Here is a 26,634-nt window from a genome sequence, read left to right on the forward strand (position 1 = left end):
CCCCCCCCCCCACGCCGCTACCGTTGGCCACGCCGCAAGGCCACGCCCGGAAGCTCCGAGACCCGGTCCACGTTCACAATCCACCCGCGGTGGGTGCGGAGGAACCGCTCAGGGTTCAGCCGCGTGTCGGGCGTCGAGAACGCCTCGCGCCGGACGAACCTGTCGCGCCCAGCCAGAAACTGATCTCCATCCCGACGGGCCAGCCTCGGATCATCCAGCCTGGTGAGACGTTCTACGGTCGTAGTACCCCTCCGATCTTGTCCTGGCCGTGTCGTCTGGCGTAGGTTGCACCGGTCGGGCTTCGGCCCTGCCGGCCTCCCTCGTCCATCTCGCCGCCTTCTTCGTCTGTGCCGCCCCGGTGAATGCCTGCGAGACCCTCGAGGCTGGCGCGCGCGCAGTGGGCTCGCCCGGTGACGTGCGCCCTCCGCCGCATCGAGGTCGGGAAGGAGACGGGGGGCAAGCCAGCGAGTGTCCTTGACGGCGACGTCGTATCGTATACAATATTCTTCGCGCAGCACTCCATGCTCCGGGTTCTCGAGCCGTCCCGTTCCTGGCTCCGGAGCACCTCCCCTGGTGGCTTCGTTCGATCCGCGTGCCCCCTTGGGCTCCGTCGTTGCGGCGGGGAGGAAGATCGGACCACAGGAGAAGGATTCCATGCCGCCATCCACGTCCGCGCCAACCAGAACCGAACACGACCTGCTCGGCACCGTCGAGGTGCCTGCCGAGGCCCTGTACGGAGCCCAGACCACGCGGGCGCTCCGCAACTTCCCCGTTGACCGCGACCGGCCCCTCGGGAGCTACCCGACGCTCGTCGAAGGGCTGCTGATGATCAAGCAGGCGACGGCGTTGGCGAACCGCGACGCAGGCCTGCTCGACCGGGTGCGCGCCGACGCGATCATCGCCGCGGCCGGGTCGCTCCTCGAGGCGCGGCGGTTCGACGACTTCCCGATTCACCGGCTCCATGGGGGGGGCGGCACCTCGGCCAACCAGAACACCAACGAGGTGGTGGCCAATGTCGCCGAGGAACGGCTGGGCGGCACGCGGGGCCAGTACCGGCTCGTGCACCCGAACGATCACGTCAATCTCCACCAGTCGACCAACGACGTCGTTCCGACGGCGTGCCACATCGCAGTCGTGCGGGCCTTCCCTGAGGCCGCGCACGCCATCTCCGGGCTGGCCGACGCCTTCCGCGCGAAGGGCGCGGCGCTCGGCGGGATCCGGCGGATCGGGCGAACCTGCCTGATGGACGCCGTGGACATCACCTTCGCCGACTTGTTCGGCGGCTACGGGGCGTTCCTGGACCGCGCCCTGCGGCGGGTGTCGGACGCGGTGGACGCCCTGCACGCGGTCAATCTCGGCGGGACGATCGTCGGCCGAACCTGCGATGTCCCGGCGTCGTACTTCGACGGCATCATGCCCGCACTCCGCGCCGTCACGGGCGACGACCGGTACGTCCAGGCGGCCAATCTGTTCGATGCCACCCAGAACCTCGACGACATGGTCGCCGTGTCCGGCGCCCTGGATCTGCTCGCGCGGGGCCTCGTCAAGATCGCCCAGGACCTGCGGCTCATGAACACCGGGCCGGAAGCGGGGCTGGGAGAGATCCGGCTGCCGGCCGTGCAGCCCGGCTCCACGTGCATGCCGGGCAAGGTCAACCCGGTCATCCCGGAGTTCGTCATTCAGCTAGCGTTGCAGGTGGCGGGCTGTCACGCCGCATGCCAGGCGGCGGTGGACCACGGCGAACTGGATCTCAACGTCTGGGAGAGCCTGGTCGTGTCGAACGTGCTCGATGCCATGGCTCTACTCGCGAACGCGTCCGCGACGCTTCAGGAGCGGAGTATCGCGGGCCTCGAAGCCGATGCCGCCCGCAACGAGCGGCACGCCGACACGATCATCCCGCTCCTCACCCGGCAGAAGGCGCGGCACTCGTACTCGGTCATTAGCGACATCGCCGCCCGGGCCGGCGGCGACCTCACGAAGCTCCGGAAGCTCCTGAAGGAACACGACGAGGCCGCCCAGCGCCAGGATCCCGATCCGGCGTCGTAGGCAGGAACGGCGGGGCGCGGGCAGACTGTCTTCGAACGCCGCCATTTCGGCGAGGGCCGTCTCCGGCTCGAGCGTCATGCGCGTTCCGGTCTGCGCCATCTCGATCAAGAGATCGGGCGGGTCCACATTCGGCGAGCCTCGGTTGACGACGTTGCGCAGCACCTTTACCCGCGCCAGCCGGCCCGCCCAGCCGCTGAAGTGAGCGGCTTGCTCGATCGACAGCGGCGCCGCGCCCGCGGTGACGACTGTCATCTGGTTGGTCGGAGTACGCGGCACGACGATGGTCGCCGTCAACGGATCGCCGCCGTACATCCAGCCGCCGTCGTCGCCGGGGCCCTTCCGTGAGACAGTCCGGCCGTCCGCGTCCCACTCGAGCCGCACCATTCGAGAGGTCAGCACCGTGAAGCGCGCGGATCCGGCCACCACCATCGCCCTCGGATCCGCTACAGGATCCGAGGGCGACGCGAGCACCGGCAAAGCCGGCAGGAGCCAGGCGACCACGAGTCCAAAGAGCGTCGCGTGTCTTTTCATGGATGCACCCGTCTGGATGGGGAATCCCGAGTCGTCGTGACGCAACTTCTCTGGCAGGCGTCGAGAAGGCGTCGTGCAGGCGGGGACTCGACAGGAAGGAGGACGGCCCGAAGGCCGTCCACCAGGGCTGAGGCGTGCCCGTGCTCAGAACGCGACGCGGACGCCGACCTGGAAACTCCGCCCCGGCGCCCACCCGGCCGGGATGCCGTATTGGGTGCCCGCATTCTCGGTAATCGCCGTCGCGTAGCCCGCGTTCGGGAGGTTGAACACGTCGACGTAGACACCGGCCGTCCGGCGCGCCGAGCCGATCGGGAACGTCTTCTCGAAGCGCATGTCGAACTGATTCAGCACGGGGCACCGGTACGTGCTGCGGCTCTCGACACGCACGCTCTGGTTGCCCTGCGCCAACCCTCGGATCGTCACGAGGCGGCCGTAGGGAGCGCCACTCGCGACGCGGTAGTTCGCGCTGATGGTCGCCCCGCCGACGTACTTGACACTCGGCAGGCGATAGGTGCCGCTGAAGAGGAAGTTCTCGGGCTGGGCAAAGGAGCCGACCCCGTACGCATTGAGCCTGGCGTTCGGGTTCGCCCATTCGCCGGTCTGGGCCGTATCGCCGAAGGTGCCGATGTTGGTCCCGGTGTAGTCGTCCACCTGTCCCATCGATTTCGAGTGGGTGTAGGACACCTGCATCTGCCAGTTGTGCGAGAAGCGCTTCTTGGCGATCAGCATGAACGCGTCGTAGTTGCGCGTCGCGTCGCCGGGGTTCGTCAAGGTGAAGAAGATCTTGCCGGGGTTGAGCAGGCTGTAGACCGTCAGCATCTGCCCGTCGTCGGCCGTGCCGAGCACGTTGTCCTGCCCCGGGTCCTGCTTCTGCACCGCCTGCCACTGCGATCCGGAATCGACCACCGCCAGGATGTCCTGGTAGTTCCGGTGCACGTACTGGACCGTGACGCCGAAATCGGGGAAGATCTCGCGCTCGAAGGCGATGGTGAACTGCCGCGCGCTCGGCTGCTTCACGTTCGGGTCGATGACGATGTTGCCCGGCTGCACCGTCTGGCTCTTGTAGGTCAGCGACCCGTTCGCGTTGATCCCGTAGGTGATCCTCGGCGACCAGTTGCTGAAGTCGAGGTAGCCGTACTGGCCGGTCCCGAACTGGTCGTGGGACCACCCATAGTGCACGCGCAGCAGCGTCTTATGATCCCCGAGGATGTCCCAGGCGGCGCCGATCCGCGGGTCGATCATGTTCGTGCTGAACACGTCGCTCTGCATGGGAATCGACCCGCGGTACTGGCTGTACCGGATGCCCGGTTCGACCGTGAGATTTCTGACGACGGTCCAGGTGTCCTGCACGAAGAACGTGTTTCGTCGCGACGTGGCATTCGTCGTCTGGCCGTTGAAGTAGACCACCTGGCTCGCTTTGCCATTGGCGTCCTGATACAGCCGCCCGCCCGGAATACCCGACCAGGTCGTCCCGCTTCCCCGCTCGATCTCCATGCCGGCCTTGAGCGCGTGGCTGATGCCCACGCGATCGTTCACCCACCGGGTCACATTGGTGACGAACGTGTCGCGCCGGTTGCAGTTTGTGTTCGGGCCGGCGTAGTTGCCGGACGAGAGCCCCGTCACCGTGTCCTGGTGGGGGTACGGACCATCGAGGGTGTTCGGCGCGCGGGGGGCAGGAAGTCCTGCTCGGTGCGCAGGCCGCCGATGCGCGCCTCGTACAACGTCTTGTCGTTGATGGTCCAGGTCAACCGCGTGTTGTACAACGTCTTCGGGATCCAACTGGTGTTCGACACGCTGCTGGTCATCGAGGTCGCCGTCGGGTTGATGTCGTCGGCGTCCCGCTCGATGAACCCTTCGATTCTGACCGCGGTGGCCGGCGACCAGTTCACCTTGCCCAGGTAGCGCTTCCAGTGCTCGTTGGCGGCCACCGGATTGCCGTCGGGCCCCGGGAGCGCGCCCATGTTGACGTACTCGTTCCGGTAGACATCGGCGCCGGCGAAGAAGAACAACTTGTCCTTCACGATGGGGCCGCCGCCCTGGAAGGTCGCTTCCCAGCGCGACAGGACCTTCTGCGTTGACGCGAACTTGGCCTGGAGCGCCGGGCTGAGCGAGCCGAAGTTCTTGGCCACCCAGCTCTCGCGCGTGGTGAAGTAGTCGAACAGGCCGGAGAAGATGTTGCTGCCCGACTTCATGATCATGTTCGAGACCGTGCCGGTGAACTCGCCGTACTCGGCGTTCGCCCCGAGCGACACCACCTGCACTTCCTGCATCCAGCTGTAGTTGAGGGACGAGCTCTGGATGTTGCCCACGATCGCCGACGGAACGCCGTCGACCATCATGTTGTTGGCGTCGCGGAAGCCGCCGTGAGCCGTGCGGGTGGTCGTGATGCCTGGCGCCATGGCGAAGATTTCTTGGGGCCGGGTGGTGCGGTTGCCGAACGGAAGGTTCTGAAGGAACGTCTCGTCAACCTTCATCGTCGAGGCCGCCGTCTTCACGTCGACGACCGGTGTGGCGCCGGTGACGGTGACCGTTTCGGTCATGCTGCCGACGGCCACTGCGAGGTCGACGGTGACGGTGGTGCTCGCCGCCACCTGCAGGCCGGTCCGCTTGATGGTCTGGAAGCCCTGGAGCGCGGCTTCCACCGTGTAGACCCCGGGCGGCAGGTTGGAGAAGCGATAGGTGCCGTCGGCGCTCGTCACGGCGGTCTGCGCGCCGCCGACCATGTTGGGGCTCGTGAGCGTCAACGTGACGCCGGGCAGCACGCCGCCGCTGCTGTCCTTGATCGTGCCGATGATCTGCGACCGTGTCTGACCGGAGGCCGCTGGCGGGTTGATCGCACCAATCAGAATCACGCCCACGACCAGGATCATCCAACGTCTGCGCACGTGCATGCCACTTCTCCCTCTCGATGGGAACGACCGGCGCGCCCGCAGGATTGCGGGCGACGCGAGCACCAAAGCGGGCCGCCGGAGCCCTTCCCCGGACGACTCTTGCCGACACGACGCTGCTTCTACGACGTCACCGTCTTCATCGCGATCCCGCGAACGTGCGCATCGAATTACTCGCACTGGCGCGTCAACCGATCGAGCAGTTGGAAGGTCCCGCGAGTCCTTCCTGCCGCCGGGCGCGGACTGCCATTGATGCAAGACGAAGAGCACCGCGGTGCTGTCGGGGGAAATCACTGGCGACATCCTGTTGGCCGCCAGGTGGCCCGACGCGCTCGAGACGGGCATGGCGATCACGTCGTCGACGATCCTCTGCATGCTTGGTCCCCAGCGGTGGCGGCGAGCGGGTGTGCCGTGTGAATGCACGAAGATCGCGAGTATTATATACAATATTGCAGTGACATCAGGCGGCGCCGAGTGCTCGCGCACACTCCGGGCCGGGCGCATCGCGCGAGTAGTGCTGCTCGAGTCGCGCGGTCATACCCTCGAGCGTCGTTGGTGCGCCAGGGTAATCGGACGCAACGACCGGGTCTGTGGCGTACAGAATCCTGTTCTGGTACTTCAGGAGGAACGCGCGCGCCTTGTCGGGCGGCGGGATGACGACCGAGCCACGCCGCGAGGAGGTCGAGGGCGTACTCGAGGCTCGAATCGCTGGTCGTCGATCATGACGAAGCGGCCGTCCGGGTCTTCGAGCCTCATGCCGATATCTTTGGCGACCTTCACCGCGACGGCTTTGCGCGACAAGTCCGCCGCCACGGCGTCCAGCGTGGTCCGCTCCCAGTCAGGGCTGGCCCAGTTGGTCAGGTTGAAAGAAGTGGTTCAGTCGAACCGGCCGGGAAAGACCCGCCACGCCGGTCGACTGTGCAGTATATAATACATGATATCCCTGTTCCGGACGACCCCCCGATCCGGCCGCACGTCACCCGGCTCAGATCGTCGCCCCTGGAGGCACGGCTCATGCTCACGCGCGCGCTGTCTTCTCGCGGTCGCCGACGCCGCAGTCCTGGCCGCTGCTCATCTCCACAGCCAAACCACCCCCGCCGCCGGGGCACGCACCGACGACCGTCGTCGCCAGCACCGCGCCCTGCACCTGCATGAAGGACGGGCCCTGTGCCCGCGAACCGCGCGAACACCGCACGGCTGTCTGAAACAGCGCGGGTGCCCGTATGGCGATCCGAACAGGCATGAGACGTCGCGACTTCCTCAGCCTCGTCGGCGCCGGCACGGCCGGTGTCTGCTCACCCGCGTGGCGTGCCGCGTTCGGCGCACCGACTGCGCCGAGGACCCGCAAGCCGAACATCGTCTTCTTCCTCATGGACGGCCAGGACGGAAACGGCCATCGCTCAACCGGCTCGCGGCGAGCCGGTTGAACGTGACTCACAGCTAATCCGGGGAGTGGCTTCTGATGCGTGGTCGTTTCTCCAGGAACATTGTGTGGACCGCATGCGCGGTCGTGGCTGGCCTTTCCACGTCGGTGTCCGCGGCAGCGGCGGGCCCGCCGCCCGCCCCCCTTCTCAGGCCACCGGCCGTGCCGCTCGTCGTCCATGACCCGTACTTCTCGATCTGGTCCCCGGCCGATCGACTCACCGATGATGCGACGATGCACTGGACGGGAAAGCCCCAGCCGCTGACGTCGCTGATCCGGGTTGACGGCGTGCCGTATCGGCTGATGGGCGTCAGTCAAGGTGCCAGGACCACCGCGGCGCTGCTCCAGAAGTCGGTGATCGTCCATCCGACGCGCACGGTCTACACGTTCGCCAACGCGCAGATCCAGGTCACGCTGACGTTTCTCACGCCCTCGCTGCCGTCGAACCTGGATCTGCTCTCGAGGCCGGTCACGTATCTGATGTGGCAAGTCGCCTCGGCGGACGGCGCCAGCCATCGCGTCCAGGTGTACGTCGATTGCGGGGCCGAGATCGCAGTCGACACGCCCGAGCAGGCCGTCGGTCTCGACTATCCAGTGATCAGTGGCCTGCAGGTGGCCAGGATCGGTACACCCGATCAACCGGTGCTGCAACGCGCCGGAGACGATCTGCGAATCGACTGGGGCTATGGGTACCTGGCGGCGCCGGCTCGGCCAGGCGTGCGCGTGGTCGGCGGCCAGGGAAGCCAACTGCGCCGGAGTTTCCTCGGTGACGGGACCGTTCAGGCACCGGCGGGTCCGCTGGCCGCGACGCCCGTGGCCAAGTCGCGGCTCGCGATGGCGGCAGTCTGGGATCTGGGCTCGGTGCAGCGCGGGTCCGCCGCGTCGTGCTGGGGCATGCTGGCTTACGACGATGTTTTCTCGATCCGGTACTTCTCGCAGGACCTGCGGGCGTACTGGCGCCGCAACGGGGCGACCATGGACACGGTGCTCGTCGCGGCTGCGCGCGAACGGGACGAGCTCGATGCCGAGTCGGAGGCCTTCGACCGGGAGCTGATGCAGGATCTCGAGCGCGCGGGCGGACCGAGGTACGCCGCCATCGGAGCGCTCGCATTCCGGCAGACGTTCGCCTCGACGAAACTCGCGGCTGACACGAACGGCCAGCCGCTGCTCTTTCCGAAGGAGCATTTCAGCGGCGGGTTCATCGCCACCGTCGATGTCATCTATCCGATGGCGCCGCAGTATCTGCTTTTCGGACCCGCCCTGACGAAGGCGATGCTCGTCCCGATTCTCGACTACGCCAAATCCCCTCGGTGGACGTTCCCCTTCGCTCCGCACGACCTCGGCAAGTACCCGCAGGCGACCGGGCCGGTGTACGGCGGCGGGGAGAAGACCGAGACGAACCAGATGCCGGTCGAGGAGTCCGGCAACATGCTGATCCTGGTCGCGGCGGTCGCCCAGGCGGAAGGGCACGCCGGCTTCGCGGAGCGTTACTGGCCCTTGCTCGTGAAATGGGCGGAGTATCTCAGTGCGAAAGGGTTCGATCCCGAGAATCAGCTGTGCACGGACGATTTCGCGGGCCATCTCGCCCACAACGTGAATCTGTCCGCGAAAACGATCATCGCGCTTGGTGCCTTCGCCCGGCTGGCGGAGCTTCACGGTGACGGCGCTCTCGCGAAGGAGTACCGCACGCTGGCGGAGCAGTTCGCTGCCAGGTGGACCAAAGAGTCCGACGACGGCGACCATTCCCGACTCGCCTTCGATCGGCCCGGCACGTGGAGCCAGAAGTACAACCTGGTGTGGGATCGGCTGCTTGGTCTGAACCTCTTTCCATCGGCGGTCGCGAAGAAGGAAATGGCGTTCTACCTTCGCACGCAACACCAGTTCGGGCTCCCGCTCGACAACCGGAGCCTCTACACGAAGCTCGACTGGACGTTGTGGTCCGCCACGTTGACCGGGGTGCAGGCCGACTTCGAGGCGTTGACCGATCGGGTCTTCACCTTCCTGAACAAAACGCCGCAGCGTGTGCCGATGACGGACTGGTTCTGGACCCACGATGCGACGAAGGTGAATTTCCAGGCGAGGCCGGTGGTTGGCGGCATCTTTCTGCGCTTGCTCTACGACCGCCCGGTGTGGCGGAAGTGGGCCGATCGCGGTGGACGGTGACGACCGTCGACCAGGAGCCGAGCGTGGTCTCTCGGGGTCGTCCGGCTCCCGCCGATACGCAGGCGACCGGTCGAAACGCGGTGTCTGGGGCCGCAAGTAGCACAGTCGTCGGCATATCGCCTGCGGTTTTGCGGTGGCACGTGTGAGATCAACTGCATCCAAGCGTTGATGACAGGCTGACGGTGGATTCGGCCGGCAGCCACATTCCAATCGAGGAGGTTCGTTCCATGGGTCCGAAACGCGAGAACGTGACGAGGTTGGCGCTGCTCTTCGCCTGGTGTCTGTTGTTGCCGGTCGGAGCAGCGAGCGCGCAGACGGTCGTGCGGTCGTTCGACGGTGACAAGGGCTTGCCGCTCGATGCGTGCAAGGCGAACGACAGCTGGTGTGGGAGGCAGCCGGAACTGAACGTGGCGGCCAACGGCAAGCAGGTCGTGCAGGTGACGCGGCAGAATGTCCGTACGTACGACTACACCGGCAAGCTGCTACAGTCCACGCCGCTCGCCATCCTCATCCGCAACGCCGGCCTAAACCCAATGACGAACGGGGGCAAAGGTCCGTTCGAGCCTCACGTGGTCTTCGACGAGTTCATCGGACGGTGGCTGATCAGCGCGTCATGCGCGAACGACTGCCTGCTCGTGAGCGCCTCCGCGGACTCGCTGGGCAAGTGGGGAGGCATCTATCCGTCCTGTCTGGAAGGCGGTCCCTGTCTTCCGAACAATCCCAGCATCAAGCTCGGCTACGACAAGAACGGCGTGTACTACTGCGACGGCCACCCGGGCGACACCAACCCGCTCACCGGTGGAGGCGTCGCCTGGGACTGTTTCGCGCTGCCGTCCGAAGAAGTGAAGACCATCGCCGACGGCCAGGCACCCGCCCATCTCAATCGCGGCCACAACATGCCGCTCGATGTCGTCCCGGCGATCGACCAAAACCCCGACAAGGCGCCCAACGCGCCGGCGTTCTTCATGAACAAGAGCTGCAAGGGCGCCTCTTGCCAGAGGGTCGGCAACGACGCGTTCACCTGGGTGGTGAACACGTTCACGTGGAACGGGCGAACCGGCACCTACAACGCCATCGGGCCCCAGCAGTCGGTGAAGACCGACGTTGGTTCCACGGCCAACACGTGGCTGTACAACACGCCGTGTTGCGGAACCGACATGTCCATCGCGCAGGCGGGAAGCCCCGTCACGCTTCGCGCCGCCGGCAGCCACCGCGTGATGAACGTGTTGCAGGCCGGCTCGCACCTCCACGGCGTCCTCGGCTCCGGCCCGTGCACCAAGGACTGCGGACCACAGGGGACCGACACGAACAACCTGATGTTCTACGTGGACCTCGATTGTTCGAAGCCGACCGCCTGCGTGGTCGCGCAAACGGCAAAGATCTCCGGCGCGGACTTCAACGCCGAGTTCGGCACGGTGGGTGTCGATGCGGCCGGCAACGTGGGCATCGTCGCGTCGTCATCGACGGCGACGACCAACCTCGGCGTGTTCCTCTGGTCGCGCAAGAAGACGGATCCGCCGAACACGTTCAGCGGGCCGATGACCATCGTCGCCGGCACGAAACCATACGCCTGCATCGGCGACAAGAACCTCGAGCCCATGGGCAATACCGTCGGCATTCTCACGACGCGCGATCCGCTCGACGCCACCAAGTTGTGGACGACCGCGCAGTGGCAGGGCGACGCGACGCCGTGTGGGTTCAACACGCGGATCCTCCAGTACCAGATCGCGCCGGCGCCGGCGAAGCCGGCCGCCTCGTCGAAGGGCATCAAGTAGGTCTGTGCCGGGACCGAGAGGCGCGAGGTTGGACCGTCGAAGATCGGCGCACACCCGGAACCGGCGGGCATACAACGAATGGACCTGGGAAACGGCTGGACGGGTGAACCGTCGGCAGACAGTGGAAGAACGTGAGCGCGTGTGCGCAATTCGCGGCTTGATGCCTGATCGTCGATGTCTACGACCACAACGGCACGCTGCTGAAGGCGACATCGATGCAGACCGTCGAGTACGAACCGCATCGCTTCACATGGCGCTTGAGCGACTTCCGGTTGACGCTGGCCGACGGGAAGAAGATCGACGCGCTGCGCAAGCGGTACAAGGCATAGCTGTGGGACGGGGAGTACCGCGACACGGTCGGAGCAACGCTCGAGGCAGACGGGTCGTGCAAGCCGGTCATTGCGAAGGCTGGCTTGCCCAATCCCGGTTCCCTGGTGATGGCGACACCCGAGAATCCCGAGGCGGTGCCGACCTCCGGGGTCGTGACGGTTCCGCCACGATCGGTCGCTGTCGTGATGGAGTAGTGAACGCGCTTTGAATTGATTTCGAGAGGTCCGGTCATGATGAACCGGGTGGAGACGGCGCAAGACTTCTCGCGGCGGCGCTCGTGGTTTGCGCGCTCAACACAGCGACGGCACGAGCCCCCACGCATCTGGGGCATCGAGCCTCGCGACCGCCGACCACGAGGGCCGTCCACGTCGCGTCGGCCGAGGCGGGCTGGTCGCAATCTCTTGGTCCGGCCGAGTGGAACCCGTTGGCTCCATCGTCGCGAGAATGTGAGCGCCTGAGGCGGTACCGTCCGGCTCGCGCGGCCGATCGACGCCCACACCAACGCGTCGTCTGACGGCCGAGCCGGCCGGCCTCTCCAGTCGGTCTTTTCCCCGATTTTTTCCCCTATTGCGACAGTTGCCCGCGCGGGGCTACGCTGATCGGGTTTGGGAACCAGCCATCGCCGAACCAGTTTCGCTTGAACGACGTTCATCGAACCGCTGGGTTCGGTTTCAGCTCCTGATGACGGTGGCGACGGCCAGGGTGGCTCCGTCGCCTCTGCACGGGGCAGGACGCGGGGAGGAGGCTGCATGCGCAAGCTGAAGTGGGTCTTCGGAGCGCTCTTGTTGACCGCCGTGCCCTCGACGTGGGCCGCCGCACAGTCGCAGATCACAACCGGCGTGATTCAGGGGATCGTCGTCGACACGTCGGGAGCCGTCGTCCCTGGTGCGGACGTCGAGGCTCGCAATGCCGACACGAACCTGACACGCAACACCGTCACGGACACGGCCGGCCGGTTCGTCCTGCTGCAGTTGCCGTCGGGTCGGTACCGGGTGACCTTCAAGTTGTCGGGGTTCGCGACGCTGGTCCAGCAGAATGTCGCGGTGACAGTCGGCCAATCGGTCACGCTGAATTCCACGATGAAGGTCTCAGGCGTCGCAGAAACGGTGACGGTCACGACCGAAGCGCCAACCGTCGAAACCACCAGATCGGCCGCCGCATCCACCCTGAATCAGACGACGGTCGAGACGACACCGATTCTCGGACGCAAGTTCGAGGACCTGCTGACGCTGACACCCGGCGTCAGCGTCGTCCAGGGGCCGGACGGCGACGAGATCACGTTCGCCGGGCAGCGCGGCGTGTTCAACAACATCAACCTCGACGGCGGTGACTACAACAACGGCTTCTTCGGCGAGCAGATGGGCGGCCAGCGCGCGGCCATCGACATCACACTCGAGGCGGTCAAGGAGTTCCAGGTGGTGGCGACCGGCGCGAACGCCGAGTTCGGCCGGACCGGCGGCGGCGTGGTGAACGTCATCACCAAGTCGGGTACGAATGACATCCGCGGCGGCCTGTTCGGCTACCAGCGGCTCGAGGCGCTGACGTCGGCGACCTCCGACGGCCAGCCGCTGAAAGACTTCAACCGAAAGCAGTTCGGCGGGACGGTGGGGGGACCGCTCGTCAAGGACCGGATGTTCTACTTCCTGGCCTTCGAGGGAATCCGCGAAAAGCTGCAGCGGCCGAATCTGTCGCAGGCCATCGGCACGCCGTGCAGCGTCCTCGCGCCGACGATCGCGGCCAACGAGGCGGCGATCAGCTCGAGCCCGGACTGCCAGCGCCTGGCGCTGGTCAACTTCTTCAAGGCGTCGCGCAACCAGGACGAGGGGCAGCCGGTCGATCACGAGATCAACAACAACGCGATCCTGGCGAAATACGATTGGACGCTGAGCGCGCGGCACACGCTGTCGGCGTCGTACAACTTCAACTACTCGAAGAACAGGAATCAGACGTTCGACGTGGCCACCTACGGCAACTCGGCGAATGGCATTGAGGGGCCGTCGAAGATCCACGTCCTCAACGTGAACCTGTTCAGCACGGTGACGTCCACCACGGTGAACGAGTTCCATGTCACCTACTCGGCCGAAGATCGTCCGCGATCGGCCGTGTCGTCGAACGTGCCGGCGGACACCGGCATGGGGTTCGGGCCGTCGTTCCGCTTCGGCAACCCGTTCTTTCTGGGGCCGAACGTGGATGAACTCGTCAAGCGGTTCCAGGTGAAGGACAACTACTCGATGATCATGGGGAGCCACACGTTCAAGCTGGGCGGCGAGTGGCTGCACACCAACAACTACCAGGTGTTCCGCGGGTTCTTCGAGGGCCGGTATCTGTTCGACAGCGTCCCCGGCTTCCTGCGCTACGCCTCGCCCGCCAAGACCGGCGGATTCGGCCCCTACACCGTCGGGTGCTCGAACGGGACCTACGTCACGGCGCCCGCCTCGTGCCCGGCGGGGACGACGACGACCGGCGGCCCGTTGCTGTTCTACCTGCAGTCGAGCAGCCCGGACGGGATCGCGCGGGATGGAGCGGGCGAGTCGGACATCAACAACGACGAGCTCGCGCTGTTCATCCAGGACAAGTGGCAGGCGACCCCGCACGTCACGGTCAACTACGGCCTGCGGTGGGATGCGCAGCTCATGCCGAAGACCGTGGATCCGAAGACGACGGCGTACGCGAGGTTCCTCAACGACCCGCGGTTCCCGTCAGACGGCACGATTCCGAGCCAGTGGAATCAGGTGCAGCCGCGCGTCGGCGTCGCGTGGGATGTCCGCGGCGACGGCAAGACCGTGGCGCGCGCGAGCGCCGGCATCTTCTACGCAAGGCAGAACATGCTGAGCCAGGTCGGCTCGGTGACCACCAACGGCATCCAGCAGAAGAGCGACTTCGTGAACTCCGGGTTCACGTCGTTTGCGACGATGCCGGTCTGGCCGAACCTGTTGCCGCCAAGCGCAGCGCCGACAGGAACCTTCCCGCTGTTCACCGGGATCCGGGTGTTCGATCGCAACTACCAGAACCCGCGCATCTATGGTGTCAACGTGGCGGTCGAGCACGAGGTCGCGCCCGACTGGGCCGCCTACGTGGACTTCACCTACAACAAGGGTGTGCACCTCACCCGGTTCCTCAACTACAACGTGCACGGCACCGCCGCTGCCGCCAATCAGCCACCGACCCGAGACGCCACCACCTATGTCGGCGGCAACCCGTTCGAACCGCAACTGGGCGACGTGTTCGTGACCAACTCGCAGGGGCGGGGACTGTATCGGGGGCTCACGCTGGGCGTGCGCAAGCGGTTCTCGAAGAAGTACCAACTCGAGGCCAACTACGTGCTGTCGAAGGACGAAGACGACGATTCGAATGAGCGCGACCCGTTCACGGATCGGTCGTTCAACTTCTACGATCTGAGCCTGGACTACGGGCCGTCGGACCGCGACATCCGGCACAAGTTCAACTTCTTCACCTATGCCCAGATCCCTTGGGGCGTGATGGCGAATGTTCGGATCCAGGCGCGGAGCGCCCAGCCGATCACGACATCGCCCCGCGTGTTCAACGGGGTGGACCGAGGTCGAAACTGGGATCGGAAGGACAACGCCTACTTCTCGCTCGACTGGCGGCTGCAGCGGCCGTTCCGCGTCGGCGGGCGGGGCGAGGTCATCCCGATCATCGAGATGTTCAACACGTTCAACAACGCCAACAACGTCAATCCGCTGAGCACCGTGGCGTTGTTCAACTTCGACGGCTTCCTGCGTCAGGGCGTCGGTGACCCGCGCCAGTTGCAGGTGGCGGTGAAGTTCACGTTCTAACGGCGCCGGCCATCGGCTCGTGGCTCCGGGTCGCTCGGAGCCACAGGCCCGGTAACCTGGGGTCCGGTCAGCCGCGCTGGCCGGACCCCAGCGCACGTACGGCCTCCGCCAGGTCCAATAGGGTCTTCAGTTCCCGATACCGGCTCGTGGCGTGCTCCGGCACCTCATCGTGCTCGTGCGCCCAGCTCAGGGCGGCGGGGACGTGGATCGCCCAGCCGCCGACGTCGAGCACCGGCAGGATGTCCGACCGCGGAGAGTTGCCCACCATCAGAAACCGGGAGGGATCGACTCGGTAGCGCCCCAGGATTTCGGCATACATGCCCGGCGTCTTGTGGCTGACGACCTCGACGTCGCGAAAGTAGGGGGCGAGCCCGGACCGGTCGAGCTTGTTTCGCTGGTGGAGCAGGTCGCCCTTGGTAATCAGCAGCAGCGGATAGACTGGCGACAGGGCCTCCAGCGCCTCCCGCGCGCCTTCGAAGAGTTCCACCTCCGACGTCAGCATCGACTTGGCGAGGGCGAGCAGTTCGGAAATTTCCCGGCCCGTGATACGTCCATCCGTGATCTGGATGGCGGTCTCGATGAGGGACAACACGAAACTGCTGACGCCGTAGCCGTAGAACCGCAGGTTCTGCACTTCCGTACGGTTCACGCGCTGCTCGACGTCATCTTCCGAGAGGGGGATGCCGATCCGACCGAGGATCGCCCGGAAGCGCTCGCGCCCGTGCCGGTAGTCGCGCTCGTTGTGCCAGAGGGTGTCGTCGCCGTCGAACGCAATGAGATCGAACCGCCGTTCGCACATGGGTGCTGGCAGCCCGTGGTGAAAGCCCCGCCGGCATTCGGCCGACGCTGCATCCCACCCGGCTGCGTTGCTCCTCCCTCGAATATGGCCCGATATTCTCAGTCGTCGCGCCTTGCCGGCTGGGCGCATCGTCGCCCTCGGTGCTGCGCCGCGACTTCCACCACGGGCTGATAGTGTACAACGACGGGTCCGATTCGAGCCCATCTGGTGGGCGGGATGCGTGGTGCCCCGCGCGCACCCTCACTCGCGGCGAAGCGTCGAGGCCGGGGCCGCGTGCGCCGCCAGGAAGGCAACCGGATCCAGCGGCCGCACTCCGTAGAGCAGCGACTCGAGCGAACGTGTGAAGACCACGGCCGCCACGAGACCCACGACGACCCCGGCGGCGGCCTTCGCCCGCGAGCTGGCGTCGTCGACGACGAAGGTGCGGCCGGCGATCGGCTGCACGCCCAGCAACTCGAAGAACGAGACGCTCACCGCCTGGCCCGGGACCCTCTCCGGCCCCTCGCCAGTGCCGGTCAGCGTTCGTGAACCGGCCGCCACGGCGGCCATCGAACGGATTTCCCGGGTCCCGCTGCCGGGCGGTTGGGGTGGCGCCGGCTCGGCTCGGAAGTGCTATCCTACCCCCGCGGCCACAGTTCGTTCCGCGTGTGGCCCGCCTCGTAGCCGGGTGCTGCGGTTGGCGACTGCCGACCGTATTGGAGAAGCCGCATGACGAGCATCTTCTCCGCCATTTCCGGTCACTTCACGCGCCTGCTCGTGCTGGGCACGTTGCTGCCCACGGTGGCGTTCGGCCTGCTCGCCGTGCTGGTGCTCGGCCCCCTGGTCACGACTGACCCAATCCTCCTCGCGCAACTGCTGTCGATGGCCACCGACTGGCATGGACTCGCCTGGACCGCGGGCATCGTGTTCCTCACCGGCATCCTCTACAACGCGAACGTCCCGCTGATTCGCCTGTACGAAGGCTACCCGTGGGCGAAGACGTTCGTCGGTCGCCGATTGAGCGCTCGACATCGTCGCCGGGTCGAAGAGGCCGCCAGGATTTACCCGCGCCTCGCGTGTGCCCGTGCGCGTCTGGCTCGGTCGGAAGCGACGCTGCGCCCGCTGGTCCAGACTCGGCTGAACGAGCTCGGACATCTCCTCAACGAACGATTCCCCGGTTCGAGCCTCGTCCTCCCCACCCGCCTCGGCAATGTCATTCGCAGTTTCGAGGAGTACCCGCGCCACCAGTACAGCATGTCATCGATCCCGCTCTGGCCCCGCCTCCTCGCCACCATCGACAAGGACTACGGGACCGCCATCGACGATGCCAAGACGTCGCTCGACTTCATGTTGAACTGTTCGTTCCTTGCGGCACTGCTCTCGGCCGCCACCGTGGTGGCCGGCCTCGTCGGACGGCGCCCCTTCGTGACCGTCGAGGTGACGCTTGCCTGGATGGTCGTCGCGTCGTGCCTCGCGGTGTTCAGCTACGCCCTCTACCGCGGCGCCGTGTCGCGAGCCATCGCATGGGGCGGACAGGTGAAGGGCGCGTTCGACCTGTACCGCTGGGAACTGCTCGCCAAGCTCGGGTATCAGCAGAAGCCGCGGACACGACGGGAGGAACGCGATCTCTGGAAGGCCATCTGCCGCCAGATCGTGTACGGAGACCCGTTCGAAGGAACGCCGCCGGACTACGCCCCACCGCCACCCGAGGGCTTGCTGAAGCGGCTCGGGCACCTGGCCTTGCGCCAGCCGCCGAGGGGTTGACGATGCGACACCTCATTCCCATCGCGGCAGGAGACCAGAAGGGTGGCCCCGGCGCAGATCGAGGAGGCCCGATCGTGGCACCTGTCGAACACCTCACCAGCGTGTCGGCCGACGAGGCGCAGCGCTTGCGCCGCGCCGGCATCGACTCGGCGGAGGAACTGTGGCGCCGCGCGGCCCTCGTTCCTCTGCCTCCGGCGAGCGATCCCCTCGAGCCGCTCGCGGACGCGACGACGATCAGTCGGGACCGCCTCGCCGAACTGCTCGCCCGCGAGGCTCTCGCCGAGGCCGACGCGTGCAACGACTCACCCTGGCTGGCGGCCGGAGGTCTTGCCCTGCACCTGGGCTGGTGCCTGCTGCTGACGGCAACGCTCGCGCTCTTGTATGTCGTGCTCGTCTGGCCGTCGCGGATCATCGCGCGGACGACGGACCAGAGTGAAGCGGTCGTGGTCGTCAGTCCTGCCGGGCTGCCCGCGTACCACCGGATAGCGGCCGGCGACGTCGCCCGCCGCCGGGTCACCCGCCGCGCCGGAACGATCGCCTCTCCCGACGAGATCGTGGGCCACCTGACGCTCGCGCCGCTTCCGGCAGGATCGGCCATTGCCCGCATTCAGATCACGCCAGGCAGAGTGGACGCCGGGCTCCTGGCCGCGCGAACCGTGCTGACCCTGCCCGTTTCCGGGATACCCCCCCTCGCGCTTCGGCCCACGCGAGTGTTGTTGCTGCTCTCACGCGCTGGCGCCGCCGGCGAGCCCGTGGTGCTCGACGACGTGGTGCTGCTCGAGACGACGGAGTCCGGCGGCCGAATCACCGCGACCGTCGCGGTGAAGCAGGCCGACCTGCCGTCGGTGGCGACGGTGCTCGCCGCCGCCGAGGTCTTCATCGCCGCTCATCTGCAGTAGCAAGGAGAAATGGTATGGCTGACACGCCCCCAGCTGCCGATGAAGTACGCGCCCTGCTCGCAAGGGTCCGCAAACGGCTCGAGCAGGCGCGTCGCCAAACCGAAGTGCGCATCGTCGAACCGTTCGAGCCCGACGCACTGGTGCAATTCAAGGACCCAATCGCCCGCGTTGGCCGCACGGCGTCCTGGTTGCGCCGCCACGACAAGGACGGATGGCCGTCGAGTGCGACCGGCGAGCTGGCTCGGATCGCCCCGACGCTCAGACAGGCGGACGACATCCTCTCCAAGTGGACCGCGCACGGATCCCAGCGGATCGATATCGACTATTTCGGATCGAAGCCCGGCGAGGCTGGAGAGATGGAGCGGCGTTCCGCACCGGGCGTGCGAATCAGGCTCGACGATTTCAAACGCCTGACGAAACTCCTGGGTGACTTGCCTGGAGATGACCCCACGGATGCCTGATACGGAAGGCGTGAGGCGCGGGCGCTGAGACCCACGCCTCCCACTCCGTCGTTCGTCGAGGATGCGTTTCCCTGCGTCCGGCTACGCGGGTTCGTCCGCGCTCGGACCGTAGATGGACGGCACCGGGACGTCGTTGAGGCGCAGATAGACGCTCATCTGACCCCGGTGGTGCACGTTGTGGTTGAACACCCACGCGCGCACGACCGCCACCTTTGGCATGGTAAAGAGGTCCTGGCCCTTGTTCTTCAGGGTCCAGGGTGACATGAACTGGGCGTCGGTTGCGGCGTCGATCAGCGGTCGCGCCACGGCCACCATCTTGTCGAACTTGGCCAGCACGGCCTCGCGCGTCGCGGGAATGTCGGACGTGTGATCGCCGCCCATGTCGAGGCTGTCGAGCGTGAGCGTCTCCTTCACCCAGCCGGGAATCTCGGCGAGGTGTCCGGCCAGCCGGCCGAGCGTCATCGACTTGTCGTGCGGTTTCCAGCCGAACTTGCCGTCGGGCACGCGCGCGAGCACCTTGCGGGTCAGCGCCATCTCGTGATCGAACTCCGGCAACAGTGCATCCTTGATCGCCATGGGGGATCTCCTTGTGTGTGCTGAGTGTCCTCCTATGTTACGCCGGTCCGCGCCAAAGTGACCAGGCGCCGAGCGGCACGGGCACGGAGGCCAGCCACCGCTCAATTCCTCGTAACCTCGTGGGGTCCTTGCGTCATGGACTTGCAGGTGATCGGCCGGCGCGTTCGACCGGTCGCTTGCCGATCGCGCCGCCAGACGGTACATTCCGTCGTGCTGCCCCGGCGCGGATCGCCCGGGAACTCGTCACACGGGAGTGATTGTGCCAACCATCATCGCGATTGTGGTCGGTGGCGTGATCGGCGCGGTCTGGGGCGGGAGTTTTGGCGCAGTCGCCGGCGCGGCCCTGGCGTGGCTGTTGATGAGATCGTTCCGGCTCGAGAAGCAACTCGCCAGCCTGCGGCAGGCGCTCGATGCTGCCGAGAAACGGTGGTCGATCAGCCAACGTGTTCCTGTCGCCCCGCCGCCGATCGCGACATCGGCTGTCACTTCTGTCCCACCGCCGGTCACAGTCACGCCGCGGTCGACTCCGCCAGAGCCACCGACCGATACATCTCCCGTCGTGCGGCCGGTTCCGCCGTCGGCACCGCGCCGTGTAGAGGCGCCCGCACGTCTTTTCCCGGACGCGGCAGGTGCCGAGGACTCGGACGAACTGTCGCGCCTCATGGGCTGGCTGCTGGGCGGCAACACCATCGTCAAGGTCGGCATCGGCATCCTGTTCATCGGTCTCGCCTTCCTGGCCAAGTACGCCTCCGAACACGTTCAGGTCCCGGTGGAAGTGCGGCTGAGCTCCATTGGGGGCGCCGCGCTGGTCCTGTTGGCCATCGGGTGGCGGCTGCGAGAGCGACGGCCCGGATATGCCCAGACACTCCAGGGCGGCGCTGTGGCCGTTCTGTACCTGACGCTGTTCGTGGCGTTCCGTTTCTACGGCGTGCTGGCGGTCGGGCCTGTCTTCGGTTTGATGGTGATGGTGGCGGTTCTCGCCGCCGCGCTGGCCGTGCTGCAGGACGCCCCCTCGCTTGCGGTGATCGGCGCGCTCGGCGGTTTCGCGACTCCCCTGCTGGTCTCAACCGGCACCGGCAACTATGTCGCGCTGTTCAGCTACTACCTGGTGCTCGACCTCGGCATCGCCGCCGTGGCCTGGTACAGAACGTGGCGAGCCCTCAACCTGATTGGCTTCCTGTTCACGTTCCTCGTGGGCACGGCATGGGGCGTCCTGCAGTACCAGCAGTCCCACTACCAGGCCAGCCAGACATTCCTCGCGACTTTCTTCCTGGTGTTCGTTGCGATCACGCTGATGCCGGCGCGCCAGCAACCTGCCGCGGTTCCGGCCGGGCGTGCTGACGGGTGGGTCAACGGCACGTTGCTCTTCGGCGTTCCCACCGTCACGTTTGCGCTGCAATACGGTCTCGTGCGGAACACCGCCTCTGGTGTGGCGTTGTCAGCATTGGCCCTGGCGGCTTTCTACGTGCTGCTGGCGGCGTGGATGCGCGCGCGTCCGCATCTGGCGGTGGTGTTCGAGGGCAGCCTCGCAATCGGCACGGTGTTCCTCACGCTCACGATTCCGTTTGCGCTCGACGCGCGGAGCACGGCCGGGGCCTGGGCCCTCGAGGGCGCAGGACTCGTATGGCTGGGGTTCCGGCAGACGCGCCCGCTCGGGCGAGTGTTCGGGTACGGGCTGCTGCTGCTTGCCGGCGGTGTGCTGCTGGTCACGGCTGCAGTCGGCGCGGCCCCAACTCGAATGCTCGATGCGACGCTGCTGAACGCCCTGCTCGTGGCTGCGTCGTCGATCGCGGGCGCATGGTTCGTGCAGAGGTCCGCTGATCGGACCACGACGTCCTCATGGTTCGACGCGGACGTCGAACGAGCGGCCGAGCCGGTGCTGATTGGGTGGGCCACGCTGTGGCTCGCCTTTGCCGCCTACGTCGAGATCGGAACCTTCGTGAAGCCGGAGTTCCAGCTGGCCGCCTCGCTCGCATGTCTGAGCGCGGTGGCACTCGTATACGCCGGCCTGTCGGTATGGCTGCAGTGGAGACTGATCGCGACGCCAGTCATTGGCCACGCGCCGCTGCTCGTGCTGGGCGTCGTGGCCAGCGCCTTCCTGAAGGCGAGTCCAATCGAGGCGGGCGGATGGTGGGCATGGCCCCTTGCACTGGCGACTCATCTCGTCGTGCTCGGTCGCGCCGCGCCGCAGTGGTCCGCGGGCACGCGAGAATCCGTGCACCTGCTGGGCGTCGTGGTGCTGGCCGCGCTCGGCGCGCTGCAGGGTCGTTCGATCACGTCGGATTGGGGCGAGTCCACCAGCGCATGGGCCTGGCTCGGCTGGCTCGCCTTTCCTGCTGGCCTCTTGCTCGTGCTGCCGCGCCCGGCGACTGCGCGGGTGTGGCCGGTGAGCGCGGCGCCGCGAGCCTACCAGACCGACGCGGCTGGTGCCTTGACGTTCGGCCTGTTGCTCTGGGCATTCGTCGCCAACGCGGCGTCCAACGGGTCGGCTGCGCCGCTGCCGCACGTGCCCCTGCTGAACCCGCTCGACCTGGGCGTGGGCGTCGCGCTGTTCGCGGCGTGGCGCTGGAGGGAGAGCGACGCGGCGCGCATCGCGTCCGCGTGGGTACCCAGGCTGGCCTTCGCGTGCATGGCCGGCGACGGGTTCATCTGGCTGAACGCGATCCTGATCCGCGCGTTCCACCACTATCGCGGCGTGCCGTTCCACGTGGATGCGTGGATGGCGTCGCTGGCTGTGCAGACGGGTATTTCGCTGCTGTGGACGGTCACCGCGCTCGTGTTGATGTGGCTCGCGGCCCGGTATGTCCTCCGCGCGCCATGGATGGCGGGTGCCGCGCTATTGGGCGCAGTCGTGCTGAAGCTGCTGATCGTGGATCTGTCCGGCTCGGGCACGGTGACCCGCATCGTGTCGTTCATCGGCGTCGGCGTATTGATGCTCGTCATCGGGTACGTGGCCCCGCTGCCCGGGAAGGGGGAGCGCCATGAGGTTTTGTAGCCTGACCTGGCCGATCGCCCTGGCGGTGGCTTGCGGCGCAGCCGTGCAAGGCGCGGAGGAGACGACGTTCCGCTACCAGGCGCCGATAGTCGTGAGCCAGCCCGGGGCCTTCGTGCTGGTACCGTTGTCCGTCGAGGTCTACGCCCACAGCCAGCAGACCGGATTGAACGACCTGCGCGTCATCGACGCCCACGGCGAGCGGGTGCCGTTCGCTCTTCTCGACCCTCGCGGCAGCCAGGTCGAGATCACCGACCAGACTCGCGAGGCGACGATCTACCCGTTGCCCCCGAGGCCCGCTGCCGACGGAACCTGGGCGGCGCCAGTCGAACTCACCGTCGAGGGCGATCGCATCAACGTGAAGCGGCGACCCGGAGTGAGCACTGCCGGCACCGCTGGACAGCGCTCGGGCGGGTGGCTCGTGGACTTGGGCGAACGCAGGCCGTCGGACCCACCACCGCGGGCGCTGCGCTTCGATTGGACTGGCCCGGCCGAGTTCACCGCAGCCTACCAGTTCGAGACGAGCGACGACCTCCGCCGCTGGCATCCGGGCGGTGCCGGCCAGTTGATGGCGCTGGTGTCGGCAGCGGGGACACTCTCGCAACAAAGCGTCGTGCTGCCGCTCGCCGCGGGCCGGTTCGTCAGGCTCGTGTGGGTCGATGACGCGACGCCACCGGCAATCGTCAGGGCACAGGTGCTGAGTCCGGAGCAGCGGACCATCGCGCTCGATCCACCGGCTGAACTCGTCTTCTCCCCCGGCGCGAAGCCGACCGGGAAGCCGGCGGCAGCGGATACCGACACGCACGCACTGTTCTTCGATCTCGGCGGCGCGCTGCCGATCGGGCAGGTGGAGTTGCGGTGGACCGGCGGCACGCATGTCGCGCCTGTGCGCATCGAGGGTCGAACCCAGGTTGGCAACTCCTGGTCATCGCTCCTGGCGGGCGTCTTCTACCGGCTCGATAGAGACGGCGTCGTCAGCACATCCGGCCCGGTCACGGTCGGAGCCCTCGCACGCTACGTGCGGGTCTCCCCCGATCCGCGCGCCGGCGTCCTGGACCCGATGCGAACGCGGCTCGTCGTGAGGGCGCACCTCGCCAGCCTGGTGTTCGCGGCACAGGGCCAGGCGCCGTACACGCTGCTCGCGGGTTCGGCCACGGCCCCCGCAGGTCCGTTGCCTGTGGGCACTCTGGTGCCAGCCCTCGACGATGAGCGCGCACGATTCGGCCGAGCGGCGCTGGGCACGTGGATTGAGGTCGCTGCCGCCGCGCGGCAAGCCGGGGCGGAGCGCCGACAGGCGATCTTCAGGCTGGTGCTGCTGTGGAGCGTGCTCGTCGGCGGCGTGACCGGCCTGGCGTTCATGGTCTGGCGCCTCGCGCGCGGAACGACACCAGGGACACGCGGCTGACCGACTTGCGGCCGTTCGGATCGCCCGCATCCTCGACTCGAGTCTGCGCCACTGCATTCGCGTCACTTGTCCTACGCGCAGGCCGGCGGCGGATACTTCCGCATCGTGTAGGTCACGCCTTCCTTCTCCTTCCACCGCGGCGCGTTCCTGGTTGTCGGGGCCCGGTCACGATCACGTGAAGACCGTGGCTCGGGGCGTTGGACGGCATTTGGACGACGCACATGCGGTTTCGGCCGGGCTCTTCATCGCGCCGCGCCTGGTGCGATTCTGAGAGGACGGCTCCGGCCTCGAACTGGGACAGCTCATCCTTGGCGTGATCGGACCGGCTCTGCGGATCCCTCGAGATGTCGGACGTTCCGGCCCCATCCACCCGGCGGCGCGCGCCAGGCCGCTGGTCCGTGTTTTGCTGGCCGAGTCAGCGGGCTATCACCATCTTGGAGCACATCGAATGGGTTGCCGTTCGCAGGGAATCACTGTGCCAGTTCGCCGTTTGTCCGTCGAACGCGTCGCGGTCTCGGTTCGCATGCAGGCACTCGCAACGGCCGCGGCGCTCGTCGTGGCCGTCACCGGTGGAAGCACGGCCGCCTGCGTCGCGACGCAGCCCGCCACTGATACGAGCACTCCGGTCTCACCCAGCGGTTCGTCATCTCCTCCGTCTGGTACGTCAGCTGGACCGCTCGCCTACAACCCGGACATGGTACCGATCTTCGCGTCCGACTGTGTCCCGTGCCACACGGGCTCGCGGCCACTCGGCGGCTACTCGATGGCCAACTACACGGCGGTCATGCGGGACGTGACGCCGGGCAGCGCCCGGTCGGTGCTCGTCACCAAGACGCAGTCGGGCGGAAGCATGTATCGCTACTTCAGCGTGGACCGCGCGGGCCGCGCCGACATGGTGAGGCGCTGGGTTGTGGACGACCAGGCCGCGGCGACGCGGTGACCGGAGGTCTCAGGATGAAACGACTGGTGGGTGGCCGCGCGATCGCGGCCATGACAATCACAATCGCTTTCCTCGCGTCGCCGGGTCGGGTCGCCGCCGCGGCGCCACAATCCGGGGCCCCAGGGCAGCCGGCGCCGGCTGTTCGCCTGTCCTCGGCAGACGGCTCGGTCCTTTCGCTGGCCGACCTGAAGGGGCGGGTCGTGCTCGTGGACTTCTGGGCGAGCTGGTGCGCCCCATGCCGCCGCTCGTTTCCCGCGCTCGATCGCCTCTACGTGAACCTCAAGTCACGCGGCTTCGAGGTGATTGCGGTGAACCTCGACGAGCGGCGACAGGACGCGGTCGACTTCCTCGTCGCGCGGCCTCACGAGACCACCGTCGTCTTCGATCCCGAGGGGGCAAGCGCGCGGGCGTTCGGTCTCGCCGGCATGCCGACATCATTCCTGATCGATCGAGAAGGACGCATCCGGTTCGTACACGTCGGATACACGGACAAGGTGCTCGACGCCTACCGGCGCGAGATCGAGCAGTTGCTGACCGAACCGTCGGCGGAGGGGAACAGATGACCGGGAAGCCGCGTGTTGGACTGCTCATCGCCGGAGCGCTGCTGCTTGCGGCGCTGACGGGCGGTTGCGCGACCGTCCAGCCATGGCAGCGCGGAAGACTCGCGGACCCCTGCATGGTGTTCGATTACGACGGGGGCCAGGCCGACTTTGCCAGCCACTGGCAGACCGCGCGCGAAGGCTCCGCCGGCGGATTTGGGGTCCAGGGAGGAGGCTGCGGGTGCAAGTAGGCTGGTCCTCGAGGGCGGCGGCCGTCGTAGCCGGTGGCCTGGCGGCGAGCGTGGTCCTCGCGTCGGCGGCGATCCGCGCCGAGAGCGTGCTCAACCTGCAGTTCCACACGTTCCAGGACAGCCGCGGGGTGACCGTGCTCGAGCCGATTGTCGATCTCGACAAGGACTTCACCGATCGCTCGGGTCTCAAGGTGAAGTTCGGGGTCGACGCGATCACGGCGGCGTCCGACTCCTGCGCCCGGTGCCACCCGGACGGCCACAGCAGCGGCAGGACGTTCGTCAACTTCGACTACCGGCGCAAGTTCGGCGCGTTCAAGGTGGATGTGGGTGGCGAGATCAGCCGGGAGAACTTCTACGCGGCCGACACCGCCCTGGTGTCGGTTTCGCGCGATCTGAACAAGGGCAATACGACGATCGCCGGTGGCTATTCCTTCTCGTTGAACCGGCCGCAACTGCATCCGACGCAGACCGTCGAGAACCAGTACGCCCATGACCTGTTCGCATCTCTCACCCAGACGCTGACACGGGGAACGATCGTACAGCTCGCCTATGACTACAACCGGATCAGCGGGTTCCAGAGCAACCCCTTCCTGCGGACGAGCGTGGACAACCTGATGGTCGTCGGCAACGCCCCAGACCTCCGGACCCGCCAGGCGATCGTGGTGCGGTTGCGGCAGGCGTTGCCGGCGGCGACGTACCTCGAGACCGACTACCGGCGGTACACCGACAGTTGGTCGGTGCACTCGAACACGGTCTCAGTCGGACTCGAACACTACTTCAGACCGACGCTGCTCGTCGGCTTCACCTACCGGTGGTACGACCAGACGGCAGCCTTCTTCTACCAGCCCTTCTACCTCGGCAGCCCTGAGTTCTACACCGGAGACTTCCGGCTGGCGCCGTTCAACGCGGGTACCTACAGCGGGCACGTGCTCTACACCCCGGCGAACCGGCTGTTCGATCTCCTGCCCGACAAGACCGCGCTGGACCTGCGGTACGACCGGTACCTCGCGAGCACAGGGTTCCAGGCAGCCATGTTCTCGTTCGGCCTGCGCGTGCCGTTCTGAGGGGGAAGTGGA

At 66.9% G+C, this 26,634-nt stretch carries 20 protein-coding genes; 14 read left to right on the forward strand and 6 right to left on the reverse strand.

The window, feature by feature from the left end:
* The first annotated feature begins 654 nt into the window (after nucleotides 1–654).
* The gene (locus tag VGK32_12895; GenBank protein HEY3382664.1) at nucleotides 655–2,046 is read left to right on the forward strand and encodes a lyase family protein; all 1,392 of its coding nucleotides are present in this window, start codon (nucleotides 655–657) and stop codon (nucleotides 2,044–2,046) included.
* A gap of 675 nt (nucleotides 2,047–2,721) precedes the next feature.
* Here VGK32_12895 and VGK32_12900 read toward each other — a convergent pair.
* The 3 genes from VGK32_12900 to VGK32_12910 form a co-directional block, all read right to left on the reverse strand.
* On the reverse strand, nucleotides 2,722–4,200 hold the full coding sequence (locus tag VGK32_12900) for a TonB-dependent receptor (protein ID HEY3382665.1): 1,479 nt from the start codon (nucleotides 4,198–4,200) through the stop codon (nucleotides 2,722–2,724).
* Nucleotides 4,197–5,468, reverse strand: a complete 1,272-nt coding sequence (locus VGK32_12905) for a TonB-dependent receptor (GenBank protein HEY3382666.1) — start codon at nucleotides 5,466–5,468, stop codon at nucleotides 4,197–4,199. Before VGK32_12905 ends, VGK32_12900 begins: the two co-directional genes overlap by 4 nt.
* 1,015 nt (nucleotides 5,469–6,483) lie before the next feature.
* Nucleotides 6,484–6,708: a hypothetical protein gene (locus tag VGK32_12910; protein ID HEY3382667.1), complete on the reverse strand. Its 225-nt coding sequence runs from the start codon at nucleotides 6,706–6,708 to the stop codon at nucleotides 6,484–6,486.
* Here VGK32_12910 and VGK32_12915 point away from each other — a divergent pair.
* The 4 genes from VGK32_12915 to VGK32_12930 all read left to right on the forward strand — a co-directional run bounded on the left by VGK32_12915 (nucleotide 6,707) and on the right by VGK32_12930 (nucleotide 14,953).
* The gene (locus VGK32_12915) at nucleotides 6,707–6,892 is read left to right on the forward strand and encodes a hypothetical protein (protein ID HEY3382668.1); all 186 of its coding nucleotides are present in this window, start codon (nucleotides 6,707–6,709) and stop codon (nucleotides 6,890–6,892) included. The genes VGK32_12910 and VGK32_12915 overlap by 2 nt on opposite strands.
* A 35-nt stretch (nucleotides 6,893–6,927) precedes the next feature.
* A complete protein-coding gene (locus tag VGK32_12920; protein ID HEY3382669.1) occupies nucleotides 6,928–9,051 on the forward strand; it encodes a DUF4965 domain-containing protein in 2,124 nt (707 codons plus the stop codon).
* Nucleotides 9,052–9,278: 227 nt separating this feature from the next.
* A complete protein-coding gene (locus VGK32_12925) occupies nucleotides 9,279–10,826 on the forward strand; it encodes a hypothetical protein (protein HEY3382670.1) in 1,548 nt (515 codons plus the stop codon).
* 1,079 nt (nucleotides 10,827–11,905) lie between these two features.
* Nucleotides 11,906–14,953, forward strand: coding sequence for a TonB-dependent receptor (locus tag VGK32_12930; protein HEY3382671.1), 3,048 nt, complete (start codon nucleotides 11,906–11,908; stop codon nucleotides 14,951–14,953).
* A 67-nt stretch (nucleotides 14,954–15,020) separates the two neighbouring features.
* Here the strand turns inward: VGK32_12930 and VGK32_12935 are convergent, their stop codons facing one another.
* Together VGK32_12935 and VGK32_12940 are read right to left on the reverse strand one after the other, a co-directional pair.
* Nucleotides 15,021–15,752 (reverse strand): HAD family hydrolase, encoded by a 732-nt coding sequence (locus tag VGK32_12935; GenBank protein ID HEY3382672.1) that lies wholly within the window; start codon nucleotides 15,750–15,752, stop codon nucleotides 15,021–15,023.
* 240 nt (nucleotides 15,753–15,992) lie between these two features.
* The gene (locus tag VGK32_12940) at nucleotides 15,993–16,301 is read right to left on the reverse strand and encodes a hypothetical protein (GenBank protein HEY3382673.1); all 309 of its coding nucleotides are present in this window, start codon (nucleotides 16,299–16,301) and stop codon (nucleotides 15,993–15,995) included.
* A 159-nt stretch (nucleotides 16,302–16,460) separates the two neighbouring features.
* On the opposite strand from VGK32_12940, the gene VGK32_12945 reads away from it, so the two are divergent.
* From VGK32_12945 to VGK32_12955, 3 genes are all read left to right on the forward strand, one after another.
* Nucleotides 16,461–17,495 (forward strand): hypothetical protein, encoded by a 1,035-nt coding sequence (locus tag VGK32_12945; GenBank protein HEY3382674.1) that lies wholly within the window; start codon nucleotides 16,461–16,463, stop codon nucleotides 17,493–17,495.
* A gap of 74 nt (nucleotides 17,496–17,569) precedes the next feature.
* Complete coding sequence (locus tag VGK32_12950; GenBank protein HEY3382675.1) at nucleotides 17,570–18,394, forward strand: hypothetical protein; 825 nt, start codon at nucleotides 17,570–17,572, stop codon at nucleotides 18,392–18,394.
* 14 nt (nucleotides 18,395–18,408) lie between these two features.
* Nucleotides 18,409–18,855 carry a hypothetical protein gene (locus tag VGK32_12955; protein ID HEY3382676.1) on the forward strand — a complete coding sequence of 149 codons (447 nt, stop codon included), beginning with the start codon at nucleotides 18,409–18,411 and terminating at the stop codon, nucleotides 18,853–18,855.
* 81 nt (nucleotides 18,856–18,936) lie between these two features.
* Here VGK32_12955 and VGK32_12960 read toward each other — a convergent pair whose 3' ends face one another.
* Nucleotides 18,937–19,431, reverse strand: a complete 495-nt coding sequence (locus VGK32_12960) for a DinB family protein (protein HEY3382677.1) — start codon at nucleotides 19,429–19,431, stop codon at nucleotides 18,937–18,939.
* A 259-nt stretch (nucleotides 19,432–19,690) separates the two neighbouring features.
* Here VGK32_12960 and VGK32_12965 point away from each other — a divergent pair, with 259 nt between their 5' ends.
* The 6 genes from VGK32_12965 (at nucleotide 19,691) to VGK32_12990 (ending at nucleotide 26,622) form a co-directional block, all read left to right on the forward strand.
* Nucleotides 19,691–22,426: a DUF2339 domain-containing protein gene (locus tag VGK32_12965; GenBank protein HEY3382678.1), complete on the forward strand. Its 2,736-nt coding sequence runs from the start codon at nucleotides 19,691–19,693 to the stop codon at nucleotides 22,424–22,426.
* On the forward strand, nucleotides 22,413–23,828 hold the full coding sequence (locus VGK32_12970) for a DUF3999 family protein (GenBank protein HEY3382679.1): 1,416 nt from the start codon (nucleotides 22,413–22,415) through the stop codon (nucleotides 23,826–23,828). Before VGK32_12965 ends, VGK32_12970 begins: the two co-directional genes overlap by 14 nt.
* Before the next feature lie 694 nt (nucleotides 23,829–24,522).
* A complete protein-coding gene (locus tag VGK32_12975; protein ID HEY3382680.1) occupies nucleotides 24,523–24,768 on the forward strand; it encodes a hypothetical protein in 246 nt (81 codons plus the stop codon).
* 14 nt (nucleotides 24,769–24,782) lie between these two features.
* A complete protein-coding gene (locus VGK32_12980; protein HEY3382681.1) occupies nucleotides 24,783–25,331 on the forward strand; it encodes a TlpA disulfide reductase family protein in 549 nt (182 codons plus the stop codon).
* Nucleotides 25,328–25,558, forward strand: coding sequence for a DUF4266 domain-containing protein (locus tag VGK32_12985; GenBank protein ID HEY3382682.1), 231 nt, complete (start codon nucleotides 25,328–25,330; stop codon nucleotides 25,556–25,558). Before VGK32_12980 ends, VGK32_12985 begins: the two co-directional genes overlap by 4 nt.
* Nucleotides 25,549–26,622, forward strand: coding sequence for a DUF3570 domain-containing protein (locus tag VGK32_12990; protein ID HEY3382683.1), 1,074 nt, complete (start codon nucleotides 25,549–25,551; stop codon nucleotides 26,620–26,622). The genes VGK32_12985 and VGK32_12990 overlap by 10 nt, the downstream gene beginning before the upstream one ends.
* Nucleotides 26,623–26,634 lie beyond the last annotated feature (12 nt).

This window comes from Vicinamibacterales bacterium, assembly GCA_036504215.1.
Classification (GTDB): domain Bacteria; phylum Acidobacteriota; class Vicinamibacteria; order Vicinamibacterales; family Fen-181; genus FEN-299.